Genomic DNA, 23,713 nt, shown 5'->3' with positions numbered 1-23,713 from the left:
TACCTTAAATCCGCAGGAATTGCCAGCCTCCAACCGCATCGAACAGAAAACTGTGCCACGGATTTCGGATAATTCGATACTACGGCACAGTTGGCATCGCAAAGAAAGCAGCAGATGGGCTCAAACCTTCACACAACGTCCGCCTGGTGGACGCCCGATGTGCATCAGGATCGCCGCCCCTTTCTTTTGGGAAGAAACGCTATCCAGGCAGCCATCCGTCGCTTTTTTGCAGACGACGACTTTCTGGAGGTCGACACGGCCACGCTACAGATCTCTCCGGGCAACGAGGCGCATCTCCATGCCTTCGCGACAACCGGAATAACCACAAGCGGTGAGCATGCTCCGCTTTATCTGCACACATCCCCGGAATTTGCGTGCAAGAAACTGCTGGCTGCGGGGGAAAGGCGGATCAGTTGTTTCGCGCATGTCTACCGCAACAGAGAGCGCGGCCCTTTACACCATCCTGAATTCACGATGCTGGAGTGGTACCGCGTCGGCGAGACTTACGAGACCCTGATGCGCGACAGTGCTGATCTGCTGGCTCTGGCTGCCGAGACGATGAAGACGACAAGCTTCACCTATGGCGGCCACAGTGTCGATCCGTTTCTGGAACCTGAGCGACTGAGTGTCGCTGAGGCTTTTCAGCGTTACGGCAGCATCGATCTACTGGCGACCATCGACAAAAACGGTGAAACGGACCGGGATCACCTTGCTCGCCAGCTCAACAAGGCCGGAATTCGTGTAGCGAGTGACGACAGCTGGGCCGATATGTTCAGCCGCGTCATCGTGGAACGGGTGGAGCCAAAGCTGGGCTTTGGGCGCGCCACCATTCTGGACGAATATCCCACCAGCGAAGCGGCCCTTGCCCGTCGCTCTCCCGGAGATGGACGCGTTGCGGAACGCTTTGAACTCTATGCCTGCGGGGTGGAATTGGCCAATGCCTTCGGTGAACTGACCGATGCAGCCGAGCAGCGCCGTCGTTTCGAGATCGAAATGACAGAAAAGCAGCGCGTCTATGGTGAAACCTACCCGATCGACAACGACTTTCTCGCCGCACTTGCCGTCATGCCTGCGGCAAGTGGCATTGCGCTCGGTTTCGATCGCCTGGTGATGCTGGCCACCGGCGCACCACGCATCGATCTGGTCATGTGGGCACCTGTCGCAGGTTACGGATCATGACCGTCCGCAGCCTGAAATCGCCGGAAGACCTGGTAGACGCGGGTCTCATCGATGAAAGCAGACTGGAAAGCGTTCGTCGCGTCACCGAGAGGTACGCGGTGGCTGTCACGCCTGCTATGGCCGGTCTCATCGATGGAAACGATGCCAGCGACCCGATCGGGTTACAGTTCCTGCCAAGTGAGGCAGAACTGCTGCAAACGCCGGAAGAGCGGGCTGACCCCATCAGCGACGAAGCGCATAGTCCCGTTCCCGGTATCGTCCACCGCTATCCCGACCGTGTCCTCTTGAAGGCCGTGCACGTATGCCCGGTCTATTGTCGCTTCTGCTTCCGCCGGGAAATGGTTGGCCCACAGGGCAACGGCACGATGGGCGCCGACGAGCTGTCAACGGCCCTCGCCTACATCAGGGACCATGAAGAAATCTGGGAGGTCATCTTGACGGGCGGCGATCCGCTCGTGCTCTCGCCACGGCGTCTGACAGCCATCATGGAGGGCCTGAAGGCAATCGCGCATGTCAAAATCGTGCGGTTTCACACACGCGTGCCGGTTGTCGATCCCGGCCACATCGAAACGCAACTGATTGAAGCTCTGAAGTCCAGCGGCAAGACGACCTACATCGCACTCCATGCCAACCACCCCCGCGAGCTGACCCAGGAAGCGCGGGCCGCATGTGCAAGACTGATTGACGCTGGCATCGCAATGGTCAGCCAGTCGGTTCTGTTGAAAGGTATCAATGACGCCCCTGACATCCTCGCCGATCTCATGCGCGCTTTCGTGGAGACGCGGGTTAAACCCTATTATCTCCACCATCCTGACCTTGCCCCAGGCACCAGCCACTTCCGGATGAATATTGAGGACGGCCAGCGAATCATAGCGGCCATGCGCGGATATATCTCCGGTCTGTGTCAGCCGACCTATGTGCTGGATATTCCCGGCGGCCATGGAAAAGCCGTCATAGGTCAGAATGCGGCAGCGAAACAGCCAGAGGGTTGCTATTCCATTTCCGATTTCAACGGCAACGATCACATCTACCCGCCATCGGCGGAATAGATGCCGCTAATAAGAGCGGCATATCAACGGCTCGTCCGCATCTGGGCAAAGAAACAAAAATTTCACAATTCCGCCCCCATCCTGTCATCATAAAGAAAAATATTCTACCTATATTGAAAATCATTGATTACGCCGCGAATCTGGAGTATCAGTGAGTCTGCTGGAGAAGGTTGTCTCCAGTCCTCCGGATCCATACCAAGCAGGGAGAGTGACATGTCAAATATGAAACGCATTGCCGCAATCCTTGACGAGCGGTTTGTGAGTGCCGGATACACATCCATGTGTTCCCGCTGCTGTCGAATGTGACCTGACGGTCCATCTTTCTTCAAATTCGATTCGACGAAATGCTGTGTGCCAAGCCACAGTGGGAGTATGTATGATGCAAAAGCAAGTTATTGAATTCGCTGGTGAACCGGTTGGGATCGTTGTCCCGGACAACAACCGTCTGAAGTTCATTGCTGTGAAGTATCACGTTCACGACCTAGACGAACAGCGCTTCGACAGCGCCGATGATGTACGGCTTGCCATTCGCAACCTTGTGCGCGATCGCAACGTCGCAGCCCTTGTCTAAAAACAGTTGCCCATGCGCTTGAGTGGCCAAGATTGTTGTCGTGTTCAGGTCTGTGAGATCAGTCAAAAGGTGTTGCCTCAAAAGAGACGACGCCTTTTGTGCCTTCAAGACTGACAATCAGAATGCCGTGAACGTCAGCGTCGTCAAAGACCGAACGATACCTGGAATATTGACGATGTTTTCATTGATGAATTTGCCAACATCCTCGTCGGTCGAAAGATAAATCTTCAAGAGAAGATCATATTCTCCGCTCGTCGAATACAGCTCGGATACGAGCTCCGTTTTATAGATGGCATCGGCAACGTTATAGGTCTTGCCGGGCGTGCATTGAAGCTGAACGAAAATGGGCTTCATGATGTGTTTCCCGTCACGAATTGAAAGCACGCATGGCAGACCGCCTTGCGCTATGCTGCACTATTGTCCGAGCTGAGCATCTGTTTCAAGCCTGTTTCCTCGCCGTCCAACCAACCTGTCATGACCGAGGACAGATAGGGCGACCATATTCCCGCCCGGCATGACATGATGACGATATGTCGGTAGTCTCCTGTACCGGGCAGGATTAAGCTGACCGATATGTGTGAAGGATCGGCACGGCCGAAGAACGGCACACATTGCTTCCGCATCCTTGGGTGACCTCAATGTACAATGATCCACGCTCTCACGGCCTTTGGGAAAAAACAGCGCCACCTCCACCACTCACCACATCGCTCGTAGGTCATGAGACGACGAATGTCGTCGTTGTCGGCGCGGGTTTTACCGGTCTTTCCGCGGCTCTGCATCTGGCTGAGCGCGGCATCAAGGCCATCGTTTTGGAAGGCAAGGAGATCGGCTTTGGGGGCGCTGGCCGCAATGTCGGTTTGATCAATGGCGGCATGTGGGTCATGCCCAAGGAACTGCCCAACGTGCTCGGTCCTGTTTATGGCGAACGTCTCCTCGACCTTCTCGGCAATGCTCCTTTCCTCGTGCGCGAGATCATCGAAAAGCACGGGATTGAATGCCAGCTTGAAAAGCACGGCACGCTTCATGTCGCCGTGGGCGACAAGGGGCTCGCCGAAATTCGCGAACGATGCGCCCAGTGGGCTGCACGTGGTGCGCCGGTACGCATTCTGGATGCACAGGAAACGGCCAGCCGCGTCGGCTCATCTGCCTATAGCGGCGCATTGCTGGATGAGCGTGCGGGCACGTTACAGCCGCTTGCCTATGTCAGGGGTCTGGCGAAGGCGGCGCAGACCGCTGGTGCCACAATCTATACCGCAAGCCCCGTTATCGATAGCCAGCCGGATGGTGACGGCTGGGTGGTAACAACAGAAAGCGGCTCGGTTCGCGCCGATTGGGTCATCGTCGCAACAGAGGCTTACAGCACAGGCCCGTGGAAAATGGTCCGCGAAGAGCAGGTCTACCTCCCCTATTTCAATGTCGCGACCAAACCCTTGGGCGATAATCTTCGACAAACGATCCTGCCGAACCGTGAAGGCTGTTGGGACACGAACGAAATCCTCTCCTCCTTTCGCATGGACAAGGCAGGGCGCCTCGTATTCGGCAGCGTCGGAGCGTTGCGCAACACCGGCGCTCATATTCACCCCGCATGGGCCAAGCGCGCTATGAAGCGTCTCTTCCCACAGCTGGGTGAGATCGAATTTGAATGCGAGTGGTACGGCCAGATCGGCATGACGGACGATTCGGTGCCACGCTTCCACAAATTCGCAAAAAATGTTGTCGGCTTCTGTGGCTACAACGGTCGCGGCATCGCACCGGGAACAGTCTTCGGCAAAACGCTGGCCGCGCATGTAGCGGGCGATATAGCAGAAGACGACCTGCCCTTACCCATTAGCACACCACAAGCCCGTACTGTGCTTGCATTGAGAGAAGCCTATTACGAAGCAGGGGCACAGATCGCGCATTTCGCAGGCGAGCGGATTTAAACATCCGCTGCTCAGGCCCTGTCGAGAGCCGTAGTCTGTTGCGGTACAGGACAGACCGAGCACATTGAGATTTTGGTTCAGGAGTCGGATAGCAGCCAGCGGCAAAGTTGCTCTGATTGCCCAAACGAAATGTTCCGCTTTTCCGGTCTTCGATGTAGCAATCGCCACCACGTGGCCGTCATCTACCGTTATATCCTTGAAAATATAAAGCCGTATCTCTAAACAGTTTCGATATATTCGTTTGGATATTTTACTAAAGGGGCAAAGGGTATGGAAATTCGTCGTCGTCTTATCAGAACCATTCTTGCGGCAGTTATCGGCTCTGTGGTGGCGGGCATTGGCCTGTCTGCACCGGTTTTTGCGCAGGACAAGGTCACTGTTTTTGCCGCCGCCAGCATGAAGAACGCGCTTGATGAGGCAAACGGCGCATGGGCCAAGGAAACCGGGAACGAAGCCACCGTTTCCTATGCCGCGAGTTCTGCTCTGGCCAAACAGATCGAAGCGGGTGCGCCGGCCGATCTGTTCATTTCGGCCGATCTGGCCTGGATGGATTATGTCGCCGGAAAAAAGCTGATCAAAGACGACACTCGCACCAACCTGCTGGGCAACCGTCTGGTGCTGGTTGCGCCTGCCGATAAGGCAAAGCCTGTCGAGATCAAGCAGGGTTTTGATCTTGCAACGCTGGTGGGTGACGGCAAGCTGGCCATGGGCGCAGTGGATAGTGTTCCAGCTGGAAAATATGGCAAGGCCGCGTTGGAAAAGCTTGGCGTCTGGTCATCTGTAGAAAGCAGGGTTGCTGGCGCGGAAAGCGTGCGTGCAGCGCTTGTCCTCGTCTCCCGCGGTGAAGCGCCCTACGGCATCGTCTACCAGACAGATGCCGCCGCCGACAAAGGCGTCACGATCGTCGGCACCTTCCCGCAGGACAGCCATGAGCCGATCATCTATCCGGTTGCCATTCTCTCGAATACCAAAAGCCTCGCGGCAACTGCCTATCTCGAATTCCTGAAATCGGCGAAGGCTGCCCCTTTCTTTGAAAAGCAGGGGTTTACCATTCTGAAGTAAGGTCGGACTTTCACGATTCTATCGACAGGAATGGCAAATTGGATTGGCTCACTCTCAGTGCGGAAGAATGGACGGCGATACGGTTGAGCCTTTGGGTTTCCAGCATCGCCATGTTTGCCAGCCTTCCCCTGGGCATCCTGATTGCCCTGGCGCTGGCGCGTGGCCAGTTCTGGGGCAAATCGCTGCTCAACGGCATCGTCCACCTCCCTCTCATCCTGCCGCCGGTCGTGACCGGCTTCATTCTCCTCGTCACGTTCGGACGTCGCGGCGTGATCGGCCAATTTCTCGATCAGTATTTCGGTATCGTCTTTTCATTTCGCTGGACGGGGGCGGCACTCGCCTGCGCCATCATGGCCTTTCCGTTGATGGTGCGCTCCATCCGTCTGTCGATCGAAGCCGTTGATCGCAAACTGGAGGAAGCGGCGGGCACTCTGGGTGCAAGCCCCCTTTGGGTCTTTCTCACCGTAACATTGCCGCTGACTCTGCCCGGCATCATCGCAGGCATGATCCTCGCTTTTGCCAAGGCCATGGGGGAGTTTGGTGCAACGATCACCTTCGTTTCGAACATTCCAGGAGAAACACAGACCCTATCGGCGGCAATCTACACCTTCACGCAGGTTCCGGGCGGTGATGCGGGTGCGATGCGGCTGACACTGGTTGCAATCGCCATTTCCATGGTTGCCTTGCTGGCGTCGGAATATCTGGCGCGTATCGTCGGTAACAGGGTGAATGCACAATGACGCTGACGCTCACGGTCCAACACCGGCTGGACGCCTTTACGCTGGATGCCGATCTCACCGCTGGCAAAGGTGTGACCGCACTGTTCGGTCGCTCCGGCTCCGGCAAGACTTCGCTGATCCGCATCATCGCCGGATTGACCAGACCGGACCAAGCCGTATTGAAGCTCGATGATACCGTGCTGGCAGACAGCGCCAACCGCGTGTTTACGCCATGCCACAAACGGCGTTTCGGCACTGTCTTTCAGGAGGCGCGCCTGTTTCCGCATCTCACCGTCGAGCAAAACCTGCACTATGGCCGGTGGTTCTCCGGCAAGACCAGTGTGGAGGCAGACAGCGCGGGTATTATCGATATGCTTGGCATCGGAGCACTGCTGAAAAGGCGCCCGGAAAAGCTGTCGGGCGGTGAAAAGCAGCGCGTGGCGATCGGGCGTGCCCTTTTGTCGTCGCCGCGTCTTCTTTTGATGGACGAGCCTCTGGCAGCACTGGATGAGGCACGCAAGGCCGAGATCATTCCCTATCTTGAAAGGCTTCGTGATGAAACGAAGATACCGATCATCTATGTCAGCCACTCCGTCGCAGAGGTATCGCGCCTCGCCGATCAGATCGTCGTCATGAAAGACGGCCGGATCGACGCCGCTGGCCCGGCAGCGGAAATCCTGTCGCGCCCGGCTTTCAACGCTTACCTGGAGCGGCGTGAGATCGGCAGCATTCTGTCGGGCAGCGTAGACGCCTTCGATGGCGCGCATGGCCTTGCCACGATCAGGCTGAGGGGACTGGTTCTGCATGTGCCCTCAATATCGGCCAAAGTCGGGCACCCGGTTCGCGTTCATATTCCGGCCCGCGATGTGATGCTGGCGACGGTCAAGCCGGAAGGTTTGAGCGCACTCAACATTCTGAAAGGGCGTATCGCAGATATCGTCCTGTTGGATGATGGGATGGCAATGGTGCATGTGAATTGCAACAGCGACATCATCTTGTCGCGCATCACGCGGATGTCCGTCGAACGGCTCGCCTTGACGCCGGAAATGCCGATCTTTGCCGTCATCAAATCGGCAGCACTCGATCCCTACTGATCTTGCCTGCGATGGAATTCGAGCCAATCGAGATCGGCTCTCAGGGCATCGTCCAGACGTTGCTCCATACCGCGATAACGATCGAGCAACGCGCGGCCGAAGTCCGTCAACGCGGCGCCACCACCCTGACTTCCGCCGCGCTGCGATTCGATCACCGGTTCGTTGAACATATGGTTCAGGGCATCCACCAAAAGCCAGGCACGGCGATAGGACATGTCCATCGCGCGTCCGGCAGCAGAGATGGAGCCGGTGGAGACGATAAACTCCATCAGCTGGATCTTACCGCGTCCCAACCTGTCAGCGGGCGGAAAATCGATCCGCAAAACCGTTTTCAGTCGCTCTTTCCCCGCCTCGTCTTTCACGCGGCCACTCCGGCGAAGTGATCCCGCCACGCTTTTTGCGCGCCGTCATGCGGGAGAGCCGTGGCCTCGTGGACACCACGCGCAATGGCCCGGCTGACCACCATGCCTGCCAGATGGCAGAGCTCGGTAAAGTCACTCGCGGTGCTCATGGGCTTGCTGCACATGGCAGCGGCAAACATCGTGTCGCCATCACCCGCAAGATGAGACGGCAGAATGGCACGGGCCAGTCCACCATGCGCCATGATCGAAAGCCGATGTGCTTGTGCTTTCGTCAGCACTGCATCCGTCACCACCGCGCCGATGGTCGTCGCAATAAGCGTCACGCCTTTGATGCGCATGGCCGTATCGGTAGCTGAGAACTGCTGCGGCAAACCGAGCCCGCCGAATTCCCCGTCGCGCTCGTAAGGGGCGGCCCAGAAATGTCGGCTGGTTCCCACCGTCGCGGATCCCATCGCGTTGACGGCGACAATCGCTCCAACCTTATGACCGCCCGACGTTACAGCACTGGCAGACCCCAGCCCGCCCTTGAAGGTCGCCGTGGTCGCACCGGTGCCAGCGCCCACGCTACCCAGCGCAAAGGGCTGAGAGGTCGCAGCCTTGAATGCGTCATAACCCATGTCGCGATAGGGCGAATGCAGGCCCCAATCCTTGTTTCCCCCGTTCAGCAAATCCATCAGAATGGCCTGCGGCACGATGGGAACGCGTGTCGACCCCACGGCGAAACCACGACCCGTTTCGCGAAGCCCCGATTGCACGCCGCCCGCGGCATCCAGCCCAAAGGCAGAGCCGCCGGACAGGACGAGCGCATCCACCATATCCACCGTCATGGACGGGTCAAGCAACGCCGTCTCCCGACCACCCGGCGCACCACCGAGAACAGAACCGGAGGCAATCGCCGGTCGGTCGAAGACGATGGCAGTGACACCCGATCCGAGTTGAAGATCGGTGGCATGGCCAACAGCCACACCTTCGATATCGGTCAGCAGATTGTGCACGTCTGGGTACCTCTTGAGGCTCGTTCCTGCCGGTATCCCGCCGCCGCTCGCTCTTGTCAACGGTTCAGGAAAACACTGCCGTGCCGATAACGGGTGTCGAAGGCACCGCCATGTCGCGTGGCTCCAGCATGCCGGCAAGATAGGCCTCGCGCCCTGCCGTGACCGCCTTCGCAAAGGCACCGGCCATGATGACGGGATTTCCGGCACCAGCTACCGCCGTGTTGAGCAACACCGCGTCATAGCCAAGCTCCATGACGGTTGCGGCATGGGATGGCCGCCCAAGACCGGCATCGACGATCATCGGTACATCGGAAAAATGTGCCCGCATGGAGCGCAGTGCTGTAATATTGAGCGGCCCCATGGCGCTGCCAATCGGTGCGCACCAAGGCATCAGCACCTTGCATCCGGCATCCACAAGCTTTTCCGCCACCACCAGGTCATCGGTCGTATAGGGAAACACCTCGAAACCCTCATCATTCAGAATGCGCGCAGCCTCCACCAGTGCAAAGACATCCGGCTGAAGCGTATCGTGATTGCCGATCACCTCCAACTTGACCCAGTTGGTCCTGAACACCTCCCGCGCCATTTTTGCCGTCAGCACGGCCTCCTTGGCGGTATGGCAACCGGCCGTGTTGGGCAGAATCTGTCGGTCCAGCTCACGGATCAGCTCGAAGAACTGCCCGCCCTGCCTGCCGCCTGCCATTTCCCGTCGCAGCGAAATCGTTAGAATATCCGTCTTGGCTGCCCGCACTGCATCTGCGAGAATCGCTGGCGACGGATAGCGCGCGGTACCAAGAAGCAGCCTTGATCCGACCTCAAGATCATAGAGTTTCAACATCACCTATCCTCCCTGCATGGGTGACAGAACTTCGATCCTGTCTAATTCCTTCAACCGACATTCACTCCGATCCTCAGCATGGACGAGATCGCCGTTGACCGCTGTCGCGAGCCAATCGCCTTCATAATCCAGCACGGCCAGAAGCTGGGAGAGGGTAGCTGTGGCAAGATCATGCTCTTGCCCGTTGACGACAACCCGCATGGGAAACCTCCTTTGAAAAGACAATCTCGGCGGCCTGTCGCGCCATGGCGGGAGACAGCAGAAATCCGTGCCGATGGGCACCGTTGATGAAAAGCGTGCCGCCCTTTTCGGCGACACATGGAAGATTGTTAGCAAATGCCGGGCGGATGCCGGTGCCGGTCTCGACAATCTGCGCTTCGCCAAAAGCGGGGTGGAGCGCGTAAGCCGCATTCAGCAGCTCCATCATGGAGCGAGCCGTGATCGGCCCTGCCTGATCCGTCTCGATCATCGTTGCCCCCACCATGAACCGCCCCGATTCTCGCGGCACGATGTAGAGCGGAATCCGCGGATGAAGCAGCCGCACGGGACGCGACAGGCTGACCTCATGCGTTTCCAGATACAGCATCTCGCCGCGCACGCCACGAAGTCCGGAAAGCTTGCCGGTTTGCGCATGGCCGGTGCAATCGACAACACGATCAAATGTCGCGTCATCCGCCGTCCCCTCACCAAGACAGAAGCGAACGCCCATGGAAAGGAGGCGTTGGTAAAGCGCAGCGAGAGCCAACCGCGGATCAAGATGGCCCTCCCCAGCAAAGAACAGGCCGGTGCGGAACCGTCCTGCAAGATCAGGCTCCAACGCGGCAATCTCGCCCTCACCCACCCAGCGATACCCCGTGGTGCGGGAGGCAAAACGGGAAAGCTCCGCTTTGTCCCGCGCAGAAGCCACGACCAGCGTTCCGTTGCGCGTCACCAGCCCTGGCGTCGCCTCATCCCACCAGTCAAGCGCCAATTGGCCAAGCGTCAGCACGGTTTCCGCGGCGTTTTCACGTTCGCACCACGGCGCCAGCATGCCGCCCGCATACCAGGACGCACCGCGCCCCGGTTCGCTTGAAGTTTCGCAGACTTCAACCTCCATGCCACGACGGGCGAGTTCGAAGGCAGCCGTCAGACCGACGACGCCTGCGCCTTTGACGAGAACCCGCATCTCATTCTCCTGCGACCGGCTTTTCCAGGGGCATATACAGGTCGCCGCCCTGCTGGAATTTTTGTGCCATGGCCTCCAGACCTTCCTTCTGCGCTTCGGCACGGATGTCGTGCGAAATGCGCATGGAGCAGAATTTCGGCCCGCACATGGAGCAGAAATGGGCAACCTTATGGGCTTCCTTCGGCAAGGTCTCGTCGTGGAAGGAGCGCGCCGTTTCCGGGTCGAGCGACAGGTTGAACTGGTCCTCCCAACGAAACTCGAAACGGGCGCGAGACAAGGCATCGTCACGCACCTGCGCTGCCGGATGACCCTTGGCGAGATCGGCCGCATGGGCCGCGATCTTGTAGGTGATGACCCCGACTTTCACATCGTTGCGATCCGGCAGACCAAGATGCTCCTTCGGCGTGACGTAACACAGCATGGCTGTGCCGAACCAGCCGATCATCGCCGCCCCGATGCCGGAGGTGATGTGGTCATAGCCGGGCGCGATGTCGGTTGTCAGCGGCCCAAGCGTATAGAAGGGCGCTTCGCCACAGACCTTCAGCTGCTTGTCCATATTTTCCTTGATCTTGTGCATCGGCACATGGCCGGGGCCTTCGATCATCACCTGGCAATCTTTCGCCCAAGCGATCTGCGTCAACTCGCCCAGCGTTTCCAGCTCGGCAAATTGTGCGGCATCGTTTGCGTCGGCAATAGAGCCGGGCCGCAGCCCATCCCCCAGCGAAAACGACACGTCGTAAGCGCGGCAGATGTCACAGATTTCGTCGAAATGCTCGTAGAGAAACGATTCCTTGTGGTGATGCAGACACCACTTGGCCATGATTGAGCCGCCACGCGAGACGATGCCGGTGACGCGGTTGACGGTCAGAGGGATGTAATGCAGCCGCACGCCTGCGTGGATGGTGAAATAGTCCACGCCCTGCTCGGCCTGCTCGATCAGCGTATCGCGGAACACGTCCCAGTTCAGGTCTTCCGCAATGCCGCCCACCTTTTCCAGCGCCTGATAGAGCGGCACAGTGCCGATCGGCACCGGTGAATTGCGGATGATCCATTCGCGGATATTGTGAATGTTGCGCCCGGTGGACAGGTCCATGACCGTATCGCCACCCCACCTGATGGCCCATACCATCTTGTCGACCTCGTCCGCCATGGAAGACGTAACCGCCGAATTGCCGATATTGGCATTGATCTTGACGAGGAAATTGCGCCCGATGATCATCGGCTCTGCCTCGGGGTGGTTGATGTTGGCGGGGATGATTGCCCTGCCCGCCGCCACTTCTTGGCGCACAAATTCTGCGGTGACGAAATCTGGAATATTTGCTCCAAAACTCTCGCCATCACGCACCAGCGTGTCCTTCGCCGCCTCCCGTCCGATGTTCTCGCGAATGGCGATGTATTCCATCTCAGCCGTGATGATTCCTGCCCTTGCATAGGCAAGCTGCGTCACCGCCTTGCCATCCCTGGCCTTCAATGGCTGATGACGATGAGAAAACTCCGGCGTCAAACGTTCGCCGGTGGCAAAGCCGTTATCCTCTGGTTTGACGTGACGACCCTCATAAGCCTCCACATCGCCCCGCGCGACGACCCAGTCGTGTCGCAGGCGGGGCAGACCGCTTTCGATGCTGATGGCGTGGGATGGATCGGTATAGGGACCGGAGGAATCGTAGACCGTAACAGGTGGCTCTCCCGCCGTGGGGTGTACGGCGATTTCGCGCATGGGAACGCGGATATGGGGGTGAATGATGCCCGGCTTGTAGACCTTGGTCGAAGCGGGCAAAGGACCTGTGGTGACGACAGGAGAGAGATTTTTAGCGGCAATGTTCATCGTGAGGCTCCAAAGCAAAAAAACAGTGGAGACCCAGTTCGAGCATGAAGACGAAAAACCACGGGACGGATATGACCAATTCGGCACGACCGAACTGCTGTTCCCGCGTTTGCACCGTCCCTACGCCAGTATGAACTGGATCAGGTTCATAGGGTCACTGCGCGCGATAGCAGTATCTCAGCCCCTTGACGGGACCCCCCTGGTGAATGACGCAATCAGAGACCCGACACACAATTTTGTCAAGCCATCTCTGGAGACTGTTGAAAAGCGGAAAATTACGCTAAGTTAACCTATCCATTTATTCGAATGTTATTTTTTCGAGCTTAACTCGAAGAATGCGCTATGATGACGCGGCGTAAAGGGAGACACCTGAGAATGAATTCAACTATTCGTGAAATACTGTCGAAATTTGGTCAACTCCCCGTGCCGGTCGATACAATCGAAGACGAGGCTGACCTTTACGCCGCCGGGCTTTCTTCTTTCGCGTCCGTTCAACTGATGCTCGGCATCGAAGATGCATTCGATATCGAGTTTCCAGACAGTATGCTCAACCGCAAGTCCTTCGCCAGTATCAAGTCCATAGAAGACACGGTCAAAACCATTCTCGATGGCAAAGAGGCAGCCTGATGAACATGTCGGTCGCCCCGCCTGATGCCACGTTGACGGCGCGCGCCTCGCGCGTTGCGACCATCGCGGCACGGCATGCCGACGACGTTGATACCGCCGGACGATTTCCGATAGAGGCCATCGACGCCCTGCGCGCCGAACGTCTTTTGGGGATACAGGTACCTCTTGACCTCGGCGGAGAGAGTGCCAGCATCGCGCAAATCGCCGATATTTGCTGCATCCTCGGCCAATCCTGTTCTGCAACCGCGATGATATTCGCCATGCATCACATCAAGGCATCGAGCCTGGTGGAACATGGCGAAGGCAGCAAATGGCACATGGCTTTCATGCGCCGTGTCGCCGCCGAGCAGTTGCTTTTGGCGTCCGCCACGACAGAAGGCGGCATTGGCGGCAACATGCGCAATTCCATCTGTGCCATCGAAGTCGACGGTCCCTGGTGTACGCTGGAAAAAGACGCGACCGTCATTTCTTATGGCACGCACGCCGATGCCATTCTCATCACCTCACGCGCCAATGCAGCGGCTGCACCCGCGGATCAGGTCATGACGGTTTTCCTGAAAGACCAGTACACGTTGGAGCGGACCCATATCTGGGACACGCTGGGCATGCGTGGCACCTGCTCCGATGGTTTCCTGTTCAAGGGCAAAGCACCCTCGGAGCAGATTTTCTCCAAGCCTTTTGCTGAAATCGCCGCGCAATCCATGCTGGCCACATCGCATCTTTTGTGGAGTGGCGTCTGGTACGGCATTGCCTCTGACGCGGTCTTGCGGGCACAGGCCTTCGTTCGTTCCGCCGCACGAAAATCACCGGGTGTCGCCCCACCGGGCGCTATCCGTCTGGCAGAGGTGTCGAGCAAACTGCAGACTGTCAAATCGAATGTTATCGCCGGCCTCAAGGCCTATGAAAGTACCAAGTCGGATCCCGACAAGCTGATGTCGATGGGGTTCGCCATCGCCATGAACAACGTCAAGATTTGCTCGTCGGAGACCATTCTCGAGATCGTCAATCACGCCATGCTGATCTGCGGCATCATGGGCTACAAAAACGGGACGCCCTACAGCCTCGGTCGCCACCTGCGCGACGTCCACTCGGCGCAACTGATGATCTCCAACGACAGAATCTTGAGCAATTCCGCCAATCTCCTGCTCGTGCAGAAGCAGGACACCAGTCTTTCAATATAAACTCTGGCCTTTCAGGATCACACCATGGACATGCAAAATACGTTTCTGGATCGCCTGTTTGACAAAGGCCTGCTGATCGATACCGGCGTTGATGGCCTTTATGGCCGCAGCGGACAGTTCGAGGATGTCATTTCCGGCTTTGAGCGCCTGATCGGCACAGTCGGCGGTGCTGACAAGGCCGAAGTCATCCGCTTCCCGCCCGGCATCAACCGCGCTTACTTCGAAAAAAGCGGTTACATGAAAAGCTTTCCGCAATTGGCTGGCACCGTCCATTCCTTTTGCGGTTGCGAGCTGGACCACGTCAGCCTGATCAAGAGCATGGATGAGGGCGCAGACTGGACAAAAGACCAGAAGATTACCGACATCGTGCTGACGCCTGCGGCCTGCTACCCGCTTTATCCGACGATTGCAAAACGTGGAAACCTTCCGGAGAATGGTGGTCTCTACGACATACAGTCCTACTGCTTCCGCCATGAACCCTCCAAGGATCCGGCCCGCCAGCAGCTTTTCCGCATGCGCGAATATGTCCGCATGGGCACCGAAAGCGACGTCACGGAGTTCCGCCAGCTATGGATGGATCGTGGCGTCGAGATGATGGAAAAGATCGGCCTTGATGTGAAGCTTGAGATTGCCAACGACCCGTTCTTCGGGCGCGCTGGAAAGATGCTGGCCAACAATCAGCGCGACCAGAACCTGAAATTCGAACTGCTGATGCCGGTCACATCCACGACCAATCAAACGGCCTGCATGAGCTTCAACTACCATCAGGACGCCTTTGGGGCGAAGTGGGGCCTCAACCTTGCAGATGGCACGGTTGCGCACACCGCATGCGTCGGCTTCGGGCTGGAGCGCATCGCATTGGCACTGTTTTCAAAACATGGGCTGGATGTCGAGCTATGGCCGCAGTCGGTGCGGGACGCACTTTGGGGCTGAGGACGGCATGACGAGCATCTTTCCGGCCTTAAACGCCGAAACCTACGTCCCGCATTCCCTTCACGCGCTGGAGAGGATGTGGCCGGAAACCAATTGCTATGTCGATCTGTGGATCGAGCTTCTGGCGTCAAGCGGCCTACCGCCGGAAGCCATGCTCGGCTTTACGCTGGCACAGGATTTCGAGGGTGACCAGTTTACCTTTTTCAAAGTGCCGCTCGAAGACCTCGAAACACTGTATGGCATCCGCGTGACAGAACTCGCAATTTTCGACAGGCTCGAAAGCCACATCGCCATGCAGTTGCAGCGCGGTCGTATCTGCCTGATCGAGATGGACAGTTTCTATATGCCGGATACGCACGGCACCGCCTATCGCAAGGAACATGGAAAGACGACGGTCGCCATAAACAGGATGGACGGGGTAAACCGCAGGCTGGAATACTTCCACAACGCAGGCTATTTCGCGCTGGAAGGCGACGATTTCTCAGGCATTTTTCAGCATCATCTAACCGAGAACGATCCCCCCTTTTTGCCCTACACCGAATTTGCCAAATTCCCGGAAAAACCGTTGGGCGACACAGAGAGGCGGGCCGCAGCAGAGCGCCTTCTCGCTCAGCATTTTGCCAGGCGCCCGGACATCAATCCCATCAAGGCGTTTGCCGAGGTTTTTCCGACGCAAGTGGCGAAAGTGGCCGACCGTCCCTTCAGCTTTTTCCATAAGTACGCCTTCAACACGCTTCGCCAGTTCGGTGCCAATTTCGAACTTACGGCAAGCCATCTGGACTGGCTGGGCGGCGGGCAGCGCTACGGCCATGCGCCAAACCACGCACGTCGCATCTCGGAAGTCGCAAAATCTGCGCAGTTCCAGCTTGCCCGCGCCATCGCCCGCCGCAAGTTCGACACACTGGCAAATGCCCTCGACCCCGCCATCGCGGCCTGGGATGAGATGATGGCCGAACTCAATGACACGCTGAGCAAGACGAGCCAGGCCGCGTGACGGCTCCAGCTTATATGCACCCTGCGAAAGGGCAATTGTTGAGCGAGGGGTGGACCCTGACGCTCACCGAACCAGATGCTTTTGAGACACCGACGGAGATACCTGTCGATGCAGAGACCATCACGGCGCCGGTACCCGGAACCGTCGCGCAGGCCTTGGAAGTGCTCGGAAAGTTTGATCGGCTCGATCCGAAGCCGTTGAATATCTACGACGCCTGGTATCGGTTGACGCTGATCTCCGAACATGTCGGGCCCGCTACGCTCCGCTTCGAGGGGCTGGCAACGGTTTCGGAAATTTTCCTGAACGGCGAACGCGTTGCCCACTCCGCCAGCATGTTCGAAGCACTGGACGTCCCATTCGACCTGTCTGGCGCGGACGAACTGGCCATCTGCTTTAGAGCGCTTGCACCGCGCCTTGAGCGTCTCGGACCGCGGGCGCGCTGGCGTCCGCAGATGATGAATTCACAAGGGTTGCGGTTGATCAGAACCACGGCACTTGGGCACATGCCGGGCTGGTGCCCGGAAATCCATGCCGTCGGCCCTTGGCGGCCCATCCGCCTGATCCGTCATGACGAACACGTCTTCGACGTTTTGGCGTTCCAATCGGAACTGGACGCCGAGCACACAGCAACCCTGCGTCTCTCTGTCAAAACGAACCACCATGCGTCCACCGTCGAAATCACCTGCGGCGATGTTTCCGCCCCTCTTACTTCCAACGAGAAAAACACCTTCGAGGGTATGTTACGATTAGACAATATTGAACCTTGGTGGCCTGCAACGCATGGCACGCCAACGCTGCATGACGTTGGCCTGCGCATTGATGGGCAAAGATATGCTCTCGGCAAAACCGGATTTCGCCGCATCGAGATCGATGAGGGTATAGATGGCAAGGGGTTTGGTCTGAAAATTAACGGCGAGCCGGTTTTCTGCCGCGGCGCGGTGTGGACGAATGCCGATATCGCGCGCCTTCCGGGCACCCGTGCGGATTATGAGCCATGGCTTCGTCTCGCCACTGAGGCTGGTATGAACATGATCCGCATCGGTGGCACCATGACCTATGAGACGCCGAACTTCTTTGCTCTGTGCGACGAACTGGGCCTCATGGTGTGGCAGGACCTGATGCTTGCCAATTTCGACTACCCGACGAAGGATGAGACGTTTCTCGCCCACATCAAGGTGGAGACAACACAACTCCTTGAGAACACGGCGCTTTCTCCCTCGCTTGTGATTATGTGCGGGGGCAGCGAGATGTATCAGCAAGGCGCGATGCTCGGATTGTCGGAGCGGATTTGGAAAGGAGCGCTGACGGAGGAGTTTCTACCGCAGCTTACGGCTCTTTTGCGGCCCGACATTGCCTATGTGCCCAACTCCCCGTTCGGCGGAGCCCTTCCGTTTTTCCCGAACGAAAAGGTTGGCCATTACTATGGTATCGGCGCCTATTGCAGACCGTTGGAGGACGCACGCCGTGCTGACGTCCGCTTTGCAGCCGAATGCCTGGCCTTTGCAAATGTGCCGCAACAAAGCACGCTGGACAAGCACTTGGCCGCACGGCCCGTGCATGACCCGCTATGGAAAGCGCGGGTGCCGAGAGACCGGAACGCATCCTGGGATTTCGAGGACGTCAGGGACCATTATCTCAAGCTCCTCTATGCCGTAGACCCATCAATATTGCGGCGCGAGGAAAGCGAACAGTATCTCGACCTGTCCCGTGCCGTGACGGCCGAAGTGATGGAAGCAACATTTGCGGAGTGGCGCCGTGCAGGCTCCACCTGCCAAGGCGCTCTGGTCTGGACCCTGCAGGACCTGATACCTGGACCCGGCTGGGGCCTTATCGACGCAACCGGAGAGCCGAAACCGGCTTGGTACGGGCTGAAACGTGCCTTTCGCCCTGTGCAGATCAACCTCTTGGACGAGGGTACCAACGGGCTAGATATTCACCTGATCAATGAAAAGCTCGAGACCCAGGATCTTGTGCTTGACGTAACATGCCTACGCGACGGGCTTCAGCCTGTGGTAACGGGCAAACGCGCTGTAAGCCTTGCTCCCCGCCACAAACAGGTGATCGCTGCAACTGATCTGTTTGGTGCTTTTTTCGACACGACCTACGCCTATCGTTTCGGCCCTCCATCTTACAATGTGACGGTGGCGAAGCTGACCGACCAGGCGACTGGAGCGTTGATCGCCACGGCATTTCATTTTCCGCAGGGGCGGCACATGGCGATGCACCCTGCAGTTTTTCAAACCGAAATGAGCGAGGAAAAGCAACGCTGGACGTTGGACGTGACTGCCGACCGTTTTGCCCAGTCGGTTCACATCACGGCCGAAGGCTTCAGACCGTCGGATGACTGGTTTCATCTCGCGCCAGGTGAAACCAGACCTATTGAACTGCGACCCATCAATCCGCAAATCTCACACCCGCCAAAGGGCGAAATTCGTACGCTTGGCAGCAGCCAAGTCTTCCGTTTTTAAGCAAACCACTATATCGCTTGTTCAAGCGCAAATGCTGGCGATAGGGAAGACCGTAAAGCCTTGAATTTCCGGGCTCTATCGCACTCTTAATGATTGATAATATTTCTGACCGACATGCGCCGGGCACGGGACAGTGGCTTTGACGCAGTCGAAAACATCGACTACCGTCCCGTGAGCGTAATCAGGCAAAAATATGGGGGATTTTGCCTTTCAATTCCGTTCTCACTTTTTGATTTGGAGCCGTATGATGTCGAGGCCTTCCTGGCCTGGACATCATACGGCTCGGCCCGGCAAGGGATAGCATTCCTAAATGGAAAAAAGTTTAACGCGCTATATCTGGAATCACACTCGGCGGCAGCAGGTCTTCATTCTGCTGATCGTCGCGTTATCGATGATACCGTATTTCCTTGCCTTTGATCTTCCCAAGCAGATCGTCAATGGTCCCATCCAGGGAGACGGGTTCGAGGGGGTAAACTCAACCCAACTCTTCATGCATCTGGCGTGGAATGTTCCATACATCGGGCAGATCACTCTGTTTCCCGGTATCGAACTGACCAGATTTGGTATGTTAATGGGTCTGAGCCTGACGTTCCTTGCGCTCGTCATCATCAACGGCCTCTTCAAATATTACATCAACACCTACAAGGGTCGGCTGGGCGAGCGTCTGCTGCGCCGCATCCGCTTCCAGTTGATTGATCGCATCCTGCTGTTCCCGCCTTCCCACTTCAAGCGGGTCAAAGGCGCGGAAATCTCCAGCATGATCAAAGACGAAGTGGAGCCGCTTGGTGGCTTTACCGGCGATGCATTCGTTCAGCCGGCCCTTCTTGGCGGACAGGCACTGGCGGCCCTTTTCTTCATTCTCGTACAGAATTTCTGGCTAGGCCTGATTGCGGCCTTCATGGCTGCCATCCAGGTCGGCATCATTCCGCAGATGCGCCGCCGTCTGATCGAACTTGGCAGACAACGCCAGTTAAGCGCACGGCAACTCGCCGGCCGCATCGGCGAAATGGTGGATGGTATCGGCACGATCCACGCCTATGATACGTCCAACTATGAACGCGCGGATGCAGCTCATCGGCTCGGCGAAATCTTCAAGATCCGCTATGACCTGTACCAGTGGAAATTCATCGTCAAATTCGTCAATAATTTTCTGGCGCAGCTGACACCGTTCTTCTTTTACTCGCTGGGCGGCTATCTGACGCTGAGAGGAAGCCTCGACGTCGGTCAGCTCGTGGCGGTGATCAACGCCTACAAAGAATTGCCTGGCCCGTTGAAAGAACTGATCGACTGGGATCAGGCTCGCCAGGATGTTCAGGTCAAATATGAGCAGGTGTTCGAGCAATTCGATTCCCCACTGATGATTGACGCCAAGATACAGGCGCTGTCGCCAGAAGCAGCCGCTGCCATCACAGGACCGATCGTTATTGCCGGGCTGTCTCTGGATGACGACAGTGGTACACGCCTTCTTGAACAGGCGTCCTTGACGATCAATCCCGGTGAAACCATCGGCATTGTCGGGACAGCAGGCGCGGAAGCACTCGCCGATGCTTTGGGCAGAACGCTATGGCCAACCTCCGGCAAGATCACCCTCGGCGACACCGATCTCCATGAATTGCCGGAAGCCGTGACCGGACGCCGTATCTCCTATGTGTCAGCCGATACCTATTTCTTCCACGCCAGCCTGAAAGAAAACCTTGTCTACGGTCTTAAACACGCACCTTTAAAGCCAAAAGAGTATAGCGGTTCAGACCTCGAACACCGGAAGTGGGAGATTCGCGAAGCAAAGATGGCTGAAAACCCCAATATTGATATCAACAGCGACTGGATCGACTATGCGTCCAGCCCTGCGGGAAGCGATGACGAGGAGAAGTTCCTGAAAGCCATGTTGGCCGTGCTCGATACGGTCCAGCTCGCACCGGATGTTCTTGAGTTCGCCTTGCGTTCGTCCATCGATCCCCTGACCGACCTGCATCTGGCAGCACGGGTGGTGGAGTTGCGGCAGGCTCTGCGCGCCGAGCTGGAACAGGAAAATCTCAGCGGCCTGATCGTGCCCTTCGAATCCGACAGCTACAATGCCGAGGCGACGGTTGGCGAAAACATCATGTTCGGCACCATGCGGGATTCCTCGTCAGGAAGCCGCAAGATCATCGATAGCGAGTATTTCCGCAATCTGATGCGCGGCAGCGGCCTGTCCGATACTCTGTTTGACATGGGCTTTACGATCGCTGAAAACGTGGTCGAAATCTTCAGCGATCTTCCGCCTGATCATCCGTTTTTCCAGCAACTGACCTTCATGACGGCAGACGACATTCCCAGCTACCAGCAGATGCTGCAGCGTCTTCAGGGCAAAAGCTACAAGGATGCCACCGACGCCGAGAAACGCGCCATGCTGCGCCTCAGTTTCTTCTACATCGAGCCGCGCCAGCGTTTTGGTCTGCTGACGCAGGAGGTCATGGACAAGATTGTCGAGGTTCGGCACATGTTCCACGAGAAGCTGCCGGACGACCTGCGCAGCTGGATCGAACCCTACGATCCGGAAAAATACGGTACGTCTGCCAGCCTTCTAGACAATATCCTGTTCGGCAAAATCAGCCACCGTTTCCCTGACGCATCCCGACGCATCACCAAGATTGTTGCTGATGCGATGAAGAAGCAGGGCCTTTACGAAAAGGTTCTGGCTGTTGGACTCGAATTCAACCTGGGTGCGGGCGGCAAGCGGCTGGGCCCCTTGCAGCGTCAGAAGCTTAACCTGGCACGCGCCTTGATCAGAAAATCGGACTATTATGTTCTGAACCGCCCGCTTCCAGGCCTCGATCATCGCCTGCAACAGGAAATCGTTGACAATGTCATCGCGTTCTTGCGCAACGATGGCGCCAATCCGGCCGTGTTGTGGGTCCTTTCAAACCCATCACTTTCAAAAATGTTTGACCGTGTTATCGTCATCAACCATGGGTCGATCGTTGCTGACGGACCATATGAGACTCTTGTCGAAGAAAACGATACATTCAAGGAAATGATCGCAGCCTGATCGGTTCGCGATGAAACAGGAACACGCACAGGACGAGACGATGCTTTTCAAAGACGAAATTCAGATGCTCAAACGCGTTCCATTCTTCAGCCAGATGGAACCCTCCAAGCTGAAGCTGCTGGCATTCGCGTCTGATCGAGTCTCCTATCACGCGGGCGACGAACTGTTTCGCCAGGGCGACATTGGCGACGCGGCTTACGTATTATTGACAGGCAAGGTCGATGTTCTCATCGATTCTCCGTCGGGACAGATAAAGCTGACCGAGATGAGTGGAAACGCAATTGTCGGTGAGATCGCCATTCTGTGCGACAGCGTCAGAACCGCGACCGTTCAGGCATCCACATCCGTCGAAGCATTGCGCATCAGCAAGGAACAATTCTTCAAACTGATGTCTGACTTCCCCGACATCACAATCAAGGTCATGCGTGTTCTGGCCGAGCGTTTGACCCAGACAACGACGGAGCTCAGCAAAGCGCGGTCCGCATCGAATGTGGAAACGCAACCGTCTTCTCAATAGCCGCGAACAAAAAGAAAAATAAAAGTGGTCCTATTGTCATAAAAATGAAATGTTCGGTGTACTATTGGCGGAGACGCAAGTCGTCTCCCCGGAAATCGGGGCAGAGACAAGAAGATACACGGGCGCCCATGGGAGGAAGCTTGGGATGTTCGTGGTAAATTGGGGTGTATCATGGCATTGAATTCCGACGATCACCGTCGGGACAATAAACAGGAATTTAGAGTTAAGATTTGGGGAGCGCGAGGAACGCTACCCGTTTCAGGAGACAAATTCCGTAAGTATGGTGGCAACACAATCTGCATCGAGGTGAGGTGCGGAGATCATGTCTTGTTATTCGATGCAGGATCAGGACTGCTTCCCGCAGGTCAGGCTCTGAAAGCCGAGGGCATCTGCGACGTCAACATGTTCTTTTCCCACTGTCATTACGACCACATCATCGGCTTCCCCTATTTCAAACCATTCTTCAATCGCCAGAACGATGTGCGCATCTGGTCCGGCCATTTGGCAGGACAGAAAACGACACACGAGATGATCGCCGAATTCATGAGCCCGCCGTGGTTTCCTGTCCCACTTGACGTATGCTGCGCACAAATCGTTACCGAGAATTTCAAGGCGGGAGATGTTCTTGCCGTCCATCCCGATCTCAACATCACCACCGGCATGCTCAACCACCCTGGAAATGCCATCGGTTACCGTATCGATTGGCAGGGCCGCAGCCTTGCGATCATCACGGACACGGAACACGAAGCCGGCAAGCTGGATAAATCGGTCTTAAAGCTCATCGATAATGTGGACCTCTTCCTCTATGATGCAAGCTTCACCGAGGCTGAGATGAACACATACAGGGGCTATGGTCACTCTTCATGGCAGCAAGCCGTTTTGCTGGCAAAGCACGCAAACGCCAAGAGTGTCGGCCTCATTCATCACGCGCCTTTCCGCACAGATGACGAGATTGATGTTATCGAGGCAGATGCACAGAAAGAGTTCCCCGGCATGTTTGCAGCCTGGGACGGGCAAACGATAGAGCTGTAGGCAGAGCATGTTTGATCGATGCCAACGACGTGATCTCCGACCGCTTCTGATTTTCAACGCATTGGCGTATAGCAACGAAACGCCATAAACAGGGACGTCTCCCCTGGCAATTTGCCGAACCGCGACAACACAAGGCAACTGGAGACACGCGG

General features: G+C 56.9%; 22 protein-coding genes and 1 riboswitch. Of the genes, 15 read left to right on the top strand and 7 right to left on the bottom strand.

Annotated elements, in window-relative coordinates; genetic code table 11:
- Positions 1–114 precede the first annotated feature (114 nt).
- The 3 genes from epmA to EKM04_RS03155 all read left to right on the top strand — a co-directional run bounded on the left by epmA (position 115) and on the right by EKM04_RS03155 (position 2,799).
- Positions 115–1,179 carry an EF-P lysine aminoacylase EpmA gene (gene epmA, locus EKM04_RS03165; protein WP_183896174.1) on the top strand — a complete coding sequence of 355 codons (1,065 nt, stop codon included), beginning with the start codon at positions 115–117 and terminating at the stop codon, positions 1,177–1,179.
- On the top strand, positions 1,176–2,228 hold the full coding sequence (locus EKM04_RS03160; protein ID WP_183896176.1) for a lysine-2,3-aminomutase-like protein: 1,053 nt from the start codon (positions 1,176–1,178) through the stop codon (positions 2,226–2,228). Before epmA ends, EKM04_RS03160 begins: the two co-directional genes overlap by 4 nt.
- A 379-nt stretch (positions 2,229–2,607) precedes the next feature.
- On the top strand, positions 2,608–2,799 hold the full coding sequence (locus EKM04_RS03155; RefSeq protein ID WP_174154179.1) for a hypothetical protein: 192 nt from the start codon (positions 2,608–2,610) through the stop codon (positions 2,797–2,799).
- Between the two features lie 117 nt (positions 2,800–2,916).
- Here the strand turns inward: EKM04_RS03155 and EKM04_RS03150 are convergent, their stop codons facing one another.
- Positions 2,917–3,153, bottom strand: a complete 237-nt coding sequence (locus tag EKM04_RS03150; RefSeq protein WP_183896178.1) for an Lrp/AsnC ligand binding domain-containing protein — start codon at positions 3,151–3,153, stop codon at positions 2,917–2,919.
- Positions 3,154–3,437: 284 nt separating this feature from the next.
- On the opposite strand from EKM04_RS03150, the gene EKM04_RS03145 reads away from it, so the two are divergent.
- The 4 genes from EKM04_RS03145 (at position 3,438) to modC (ending at position 7,596) form a co-directional block, all read left to right on the top strand.
- Positions 3,438–4,721: an NAD(P)/FAD-dependent oxidoreductase gene (locus tag EKM04_RS03145; protein WP_183896180.1), complete on the top strand. Its 1,284-nt coding sequence runs from the start codon at positions 3,438–3,440 to the stop codon at positions 4,719–4,721.
- A 270-nt stretch (positions 4,722–4,991) separates the two neighbouring features.
- A complete protein-coding gene (modA, locus tag EKM04_RS03140) occupies positions 4,992–5,783 on the top strand; it encodes a molybdate ABC transporter substrate-binding protein (protein ID WP_183896182.1) in 792 nt (263 codons plus the stop codon).
- Positions 5,784–5,821: 38 nt separating this feature from the next.
- Positions 5,822–6,523: a molybdate ABC transporter permease subunit gene (gene modB / locus EKM04_RS03135; RefSeq protein WP_174154183.1), complete on the top strand. Its 702-nt coding sequence runs from the start codon at positions 5,822–5,824 to the stop codon at positions 6,521–6,523.
- The gene (gene modC / locus EKM04_RS03130) at positions 6,520–7,596 is read left to right on the top strand and encodes a molybdenum ABC transporter ATP-binding protein (protein WP_183896184.1); all 1,077 of its coding nucleotides are present in this window, start codon (positions 6,520–6,522) and stop codon (positions 7,594–7,596) included. Before modB ends, modC begins: the two co-directional genes overlap by 4 nt.
- Here modC and EKM04_RS03125 read toward each other — a convergent pair.
- The 6 genes from EKM04_RS03125 to thiC form a co-directional block, all read right to left on the bottom strand.
- A complete protein-coding gene (locus EKM04_RS03125) occupies positions 7,590–7,958 on the bottom strand; it encodes a winged helix-turn-helix domain-containing protein (protein WP_183896186.1) in 369 nt (122 codons plus the stop codon). The genes modC and EKM04_RS03125 overlap by 7 nt on opposite strands.
- On the bottom strand, positions 7,955–8,953 hold the full coding sequence (locus EKM04_RS03120) for a P1 family peptidase (protein ID WP_183896188.1): 999 nt from the start codon (positions 8,951–8,953) through the stop codon (positions 7,955–7,957). The genes EKM04_RS03125 and EKM04_RS03120 overlap by 4 nt, the downstream gene beginning before the upstream one ends.
- Positions 8,954–9,017: 64 nt before the next feature.
- Positions 9,018–9,791 carry a thiazole synthase gene (locus EKM04_RS03115; protein ID WP_183896190.1) on the bottom strand — a complete coding sequence of 258 codons (774 nt, stop codon included), beginning with the start codon at positions 9,789–9,791 and terminating at the stop codon, positions 9,018–9,020.
- Between the two features lie 3 nt (positions 9,792–9,794).
- Positions 9,795–9,992, bottom strand: coding sequence for a sulfur carrier protein ThiS (gene thiS, locus EKM04_RS03110; RefSeq protein ID WP_174154188.1), 198 nt, complete (start codon positions 9,990–9,992; stop codon positions 9,795–9,797).
- On the bottom strand, positions 9,961–10,956 hold the full coding sequence (gene thiO / locus EKM04_RS03105; RefSeq protein WP_183896192.1) for a glycine oxidase ThiO: 996 nt from the start codon (positions 10,954–10,956) through the stop codon (positions 9,961–9,963). Before thiO ends, thiS begins: the two co-directional genes overlap by 32 nt.
- A 1-nt stretch (position 10,957) precedes the next feature.
- Positions 10,958–12,781: a phosphomethylpyrimidine synthase ThiC gene (gene thiC, locus EKM04_RS03100; protein ID WP_174154190.1), complete on the bottom strand. Its 1,824-nt coding sequence runs from the start codon at positions 12,779–12,781 to the stop codon at positions 10,958–10,960.
- A 99-nt stretch (positions 12,782–12,880) separates the two neighbouring features.
- Positions 12,881–12,992, bottom strand: a riboswitch (TPP riboswitch).
- A 164-nt stretch (positions 12,993–13,156) separates the two neighbouring features.
- Between thiC and EKM04_RS03095 the strand changes: the two genes are divergently transcribed.
- From EKM04_RS03095 to EKM04_RS03060, 8 genes are all read left to right on the top strand, one after another.
- The gene (locus EKM04_RS03095) at positions 13,157–13,408 is read left to right on the top strand and encodes an acyl carrier protein (RefSeq protein ID WP_174154191.1); all 252 of its coding nucleotides are present in this window, start codon (positions 13,157–13,159) and stop codon (positions 13,406–13,408) included.
- Positions 13,408–14,589 carry an acyl-CoA dehydrogenase family protein gene (locus EKM04_RS03090; protein ID WP_183896194.1) on the top strand — a complete coding sequence of 394 codons (1,182 nt, stop codon included), beginning with the start codon at positions 13,408–13,410 and terminating at the stop codon, positions 14,587–14,589. The genes EKM04_RS03095 and EKM04_RS03090 overlap by 1 nt, the downstream gene beginning before the upstream one ends.
- 24 nt (positions 14,590–14,613) lie before the next feature.
- Complete coding sequence (locus EKM04_RS03085) at positions 14,614–15,522, top strand: amino acid--[acyl-carrier-protein] ligase (protein WP_183896196.1); 909 nt, start codon at positions 14,614–14,616, stop codon at positions 15,520–15,522.
- Between the two features lie 7 nt (positions 15,523–15,529).
- Positions 15,530–16,516 carry a DUF1839 family protein gene (locus EKM04_RS03080; protein WP_183896198.1) on the top strand — a complete coding sequence of 329 codons (987 nt, stop codon included), beginning with the start codon at positions 15,530–15,532 and terminating at the stop codon, positions 16,514–16,516.
- A 14-nt stretch (positions 16,517–16,530) separates the two neighbouring features.
- A complete protein-coding gene (locus tag EKM04_RS03075) occupies positions 16,531–18,984 on the top strand; it encodes a glycoside hydrolase family 2 protein (RefSeq protein WP_183896572.1) in 2,454 nt (817 codons plus the stop codon).
- Between the two features lie 310 nt (positions 18,985–19,294).
- Positions 19,295–22,012: an ABC transporter ATP-binding protein gene (locus EKM04_RS03070; protein ID WP_183896200.1), complete on the top strand. Its 2,718-nt coding sequence runs from the start codon at positions 19,295–19,297 to the stop codon at positions 22,010–22,012.
- Positions 22,013–22,052: 40 nt separating this feature from the next.
- Positions 22,053–22,529: a cyclic nucleotide-binding domain-containing protein gene (locus EKM04_RS03065; RefSeq protein WP_174154197.1), complete on the top strand. Its 477-nt coding sequence runs from the start codon at positions 22,053–22,055 to the stop codon at positions 22,527–22,529.
- 171 nt (positions 22,530–22,700) lie between these two features.
- Entirely contained in the window at positions 22,701–23,561 is an 861-nt protein-coding gene (locus EKM04_RS03060) for an MBL fold metallo-hydrolase (RefSeq protein ID WP_183896202.1), read from the top strand.
- Positions 23,562–23,713 lie beyond the last annotated feature (152 nt).

Source organism: Rhizobium skierniewicense Ch11, from assembly GCF_023757665.1.
GTDB classification, from domain to species: Bacteria; Pseudomonadota; Alphaproteobacteria; order Rhizobiales; family Rhizobiaceae; genus Agrobacterium; species Agrobacterium skierniewicense.
Note: the sequence above shows the minus strand (reverse complement) of the source record. Positions and strands in the feature narration are given on the sequence as shown.

What these genes read in the sequence shown, in the direction of transcription:
- epmA (WP_183896174.1), top strand. Translation starts at nt 115, where the DNA reads ATGGGCTCAAACCTTCACACAACGTCCGCCTGGTGGACGCCCGATGTG.
- EKM04_RS03160 (WP_183896176.1), top strand. Translation starts at nt 1,176, where the DNA reads ATGACCGTCCGCAGCCTGAAATCGCCGGAAGACCTGGTAGACGCGGGT.
- EKM04_RS03155 (WP_174154179.1), top strand. Translation starts at nt 2,608, where the DNA reads ATGCAAAAGCAAGTTATTGAATTCGCTGGTGAACCGGTTGGGATCGTT.
- EKM04_RS03150 (WP_183896178.1), bottom strand. Translation starts at nt 3,153, where the DNA reads ATGAAGCCCATTTTCGTTCAGCTTCAATGCACGCCCGGCAAGACCTAT.
- EKM04_RS03145 (WP_183896180.1), top strand. Translation starts at nt 3,438, where the DNA reads ATGTACAATGATCCACGCTCTCACGGCCTTTGGGAAAAAACAGCGCCA.
- modA (WP_183896182.1), top strand. Translation starts at nt 4,992, where the DNA reads ATGGAAATTCGTCGTCGTCTTATCAGAACCATTCTTGCGGCAGTTATC.
- modC (WP_183896184.1), top strand. Translation starts at nt 6,520, where the DNA reads ATGACGCTGACGCTCACGGTCCAACACCGGCTGGACGCCTTTACGCTG.
- EKM04_RS03115 (WP_183896190.1), bottom strand. Translation starts at nt 9,791, where the DNA reads ATGTTGAAACTCTATGATCTTGAGGTCGGATCAAGGCTGCTTCTTGGT.
- thiS (WP_174154188.1), bottom strand. Translation starts at nt 9,992, where the DNA reads ATGCGGGTTGTCGTCAACGGGCAAGAGCATGATCTTGCCACAGCTACC.
- thiO (WP_183896192.1), bottom strand. Translation starts at nt 10,956, where the DNA reads ATGCGGGTTCTCGTCAAAGGCGCAGGCGTCGTCGGTCTGACGGCTGCC.
- thiC (WP_174154190.1), bottom strand. Translation starts at nt 12,781, where the DNA reads ATGAACATTGCCGCTAAAAATCTCTCTCCTGTCGTCACCACAGGTCCT.
- EKM04_RS03095 (WP_174154191.1), top strand. Translation starts at nt 13,157, where the DNA reads ATGAATTCAACTATTCGTGAAATACTGTCGAAATTTGGTCAACTCCCC.
- EKM04_RS03090 (WP_183896194.1), top strand. Translation starts at nt 13,408, where the DNA reads ATGAACATGTCGGTCGCCCCGCCTGATGCCACGTTGACGGCGCGCGCC.
- EKM04_RS03085 (WP_183896196.1), top strand. Translation starts at nt 14,614, where the DNA reads ATGGACATGCAAAATACGTTTCTGGATCGCCTGTTTGACAAAGGCCTG.
- EKM04_RS03080 (WP_183896198.1), top strand. Translation starts at nt 15,530, where the DNA reads ATGACGAGCATCTTTCCGGCCTTAAACGCCGAAACCTACGTCCCGCAT.
- EKM04_RS03075 (WP_183896572.1), top strand. Translation starts at nt 16,531, where the DNA reads ATGCACCCTGCGAAAGGGCAATTGTTGAGCGAGGGGTGGACCCTGACG.
- EKM04_RS03070 (WP_183896200.1), top strand. Translation starts at nt 19,295, where the DNA reads ATGGAAAAAAGTTTAACGCGCTATATCTGGAATCACACTCGGCGGCAG.
- EKM04_RS03065 (WP_174154197.1), top strand. Translation starts at nt 22,053, where the DNA reads ATGCTTTTCAAAGACGAAATTCAGATGCTCAAACGCGTTCCATTCTTC.
- EKM04_RS03060 (WP_183896202.1), top strand. Translation starts at nt 22,701, where the DNA reads ATGGCATTGAATTCCGACGATCACCGTCGGGACAATAAACAGGAATTT.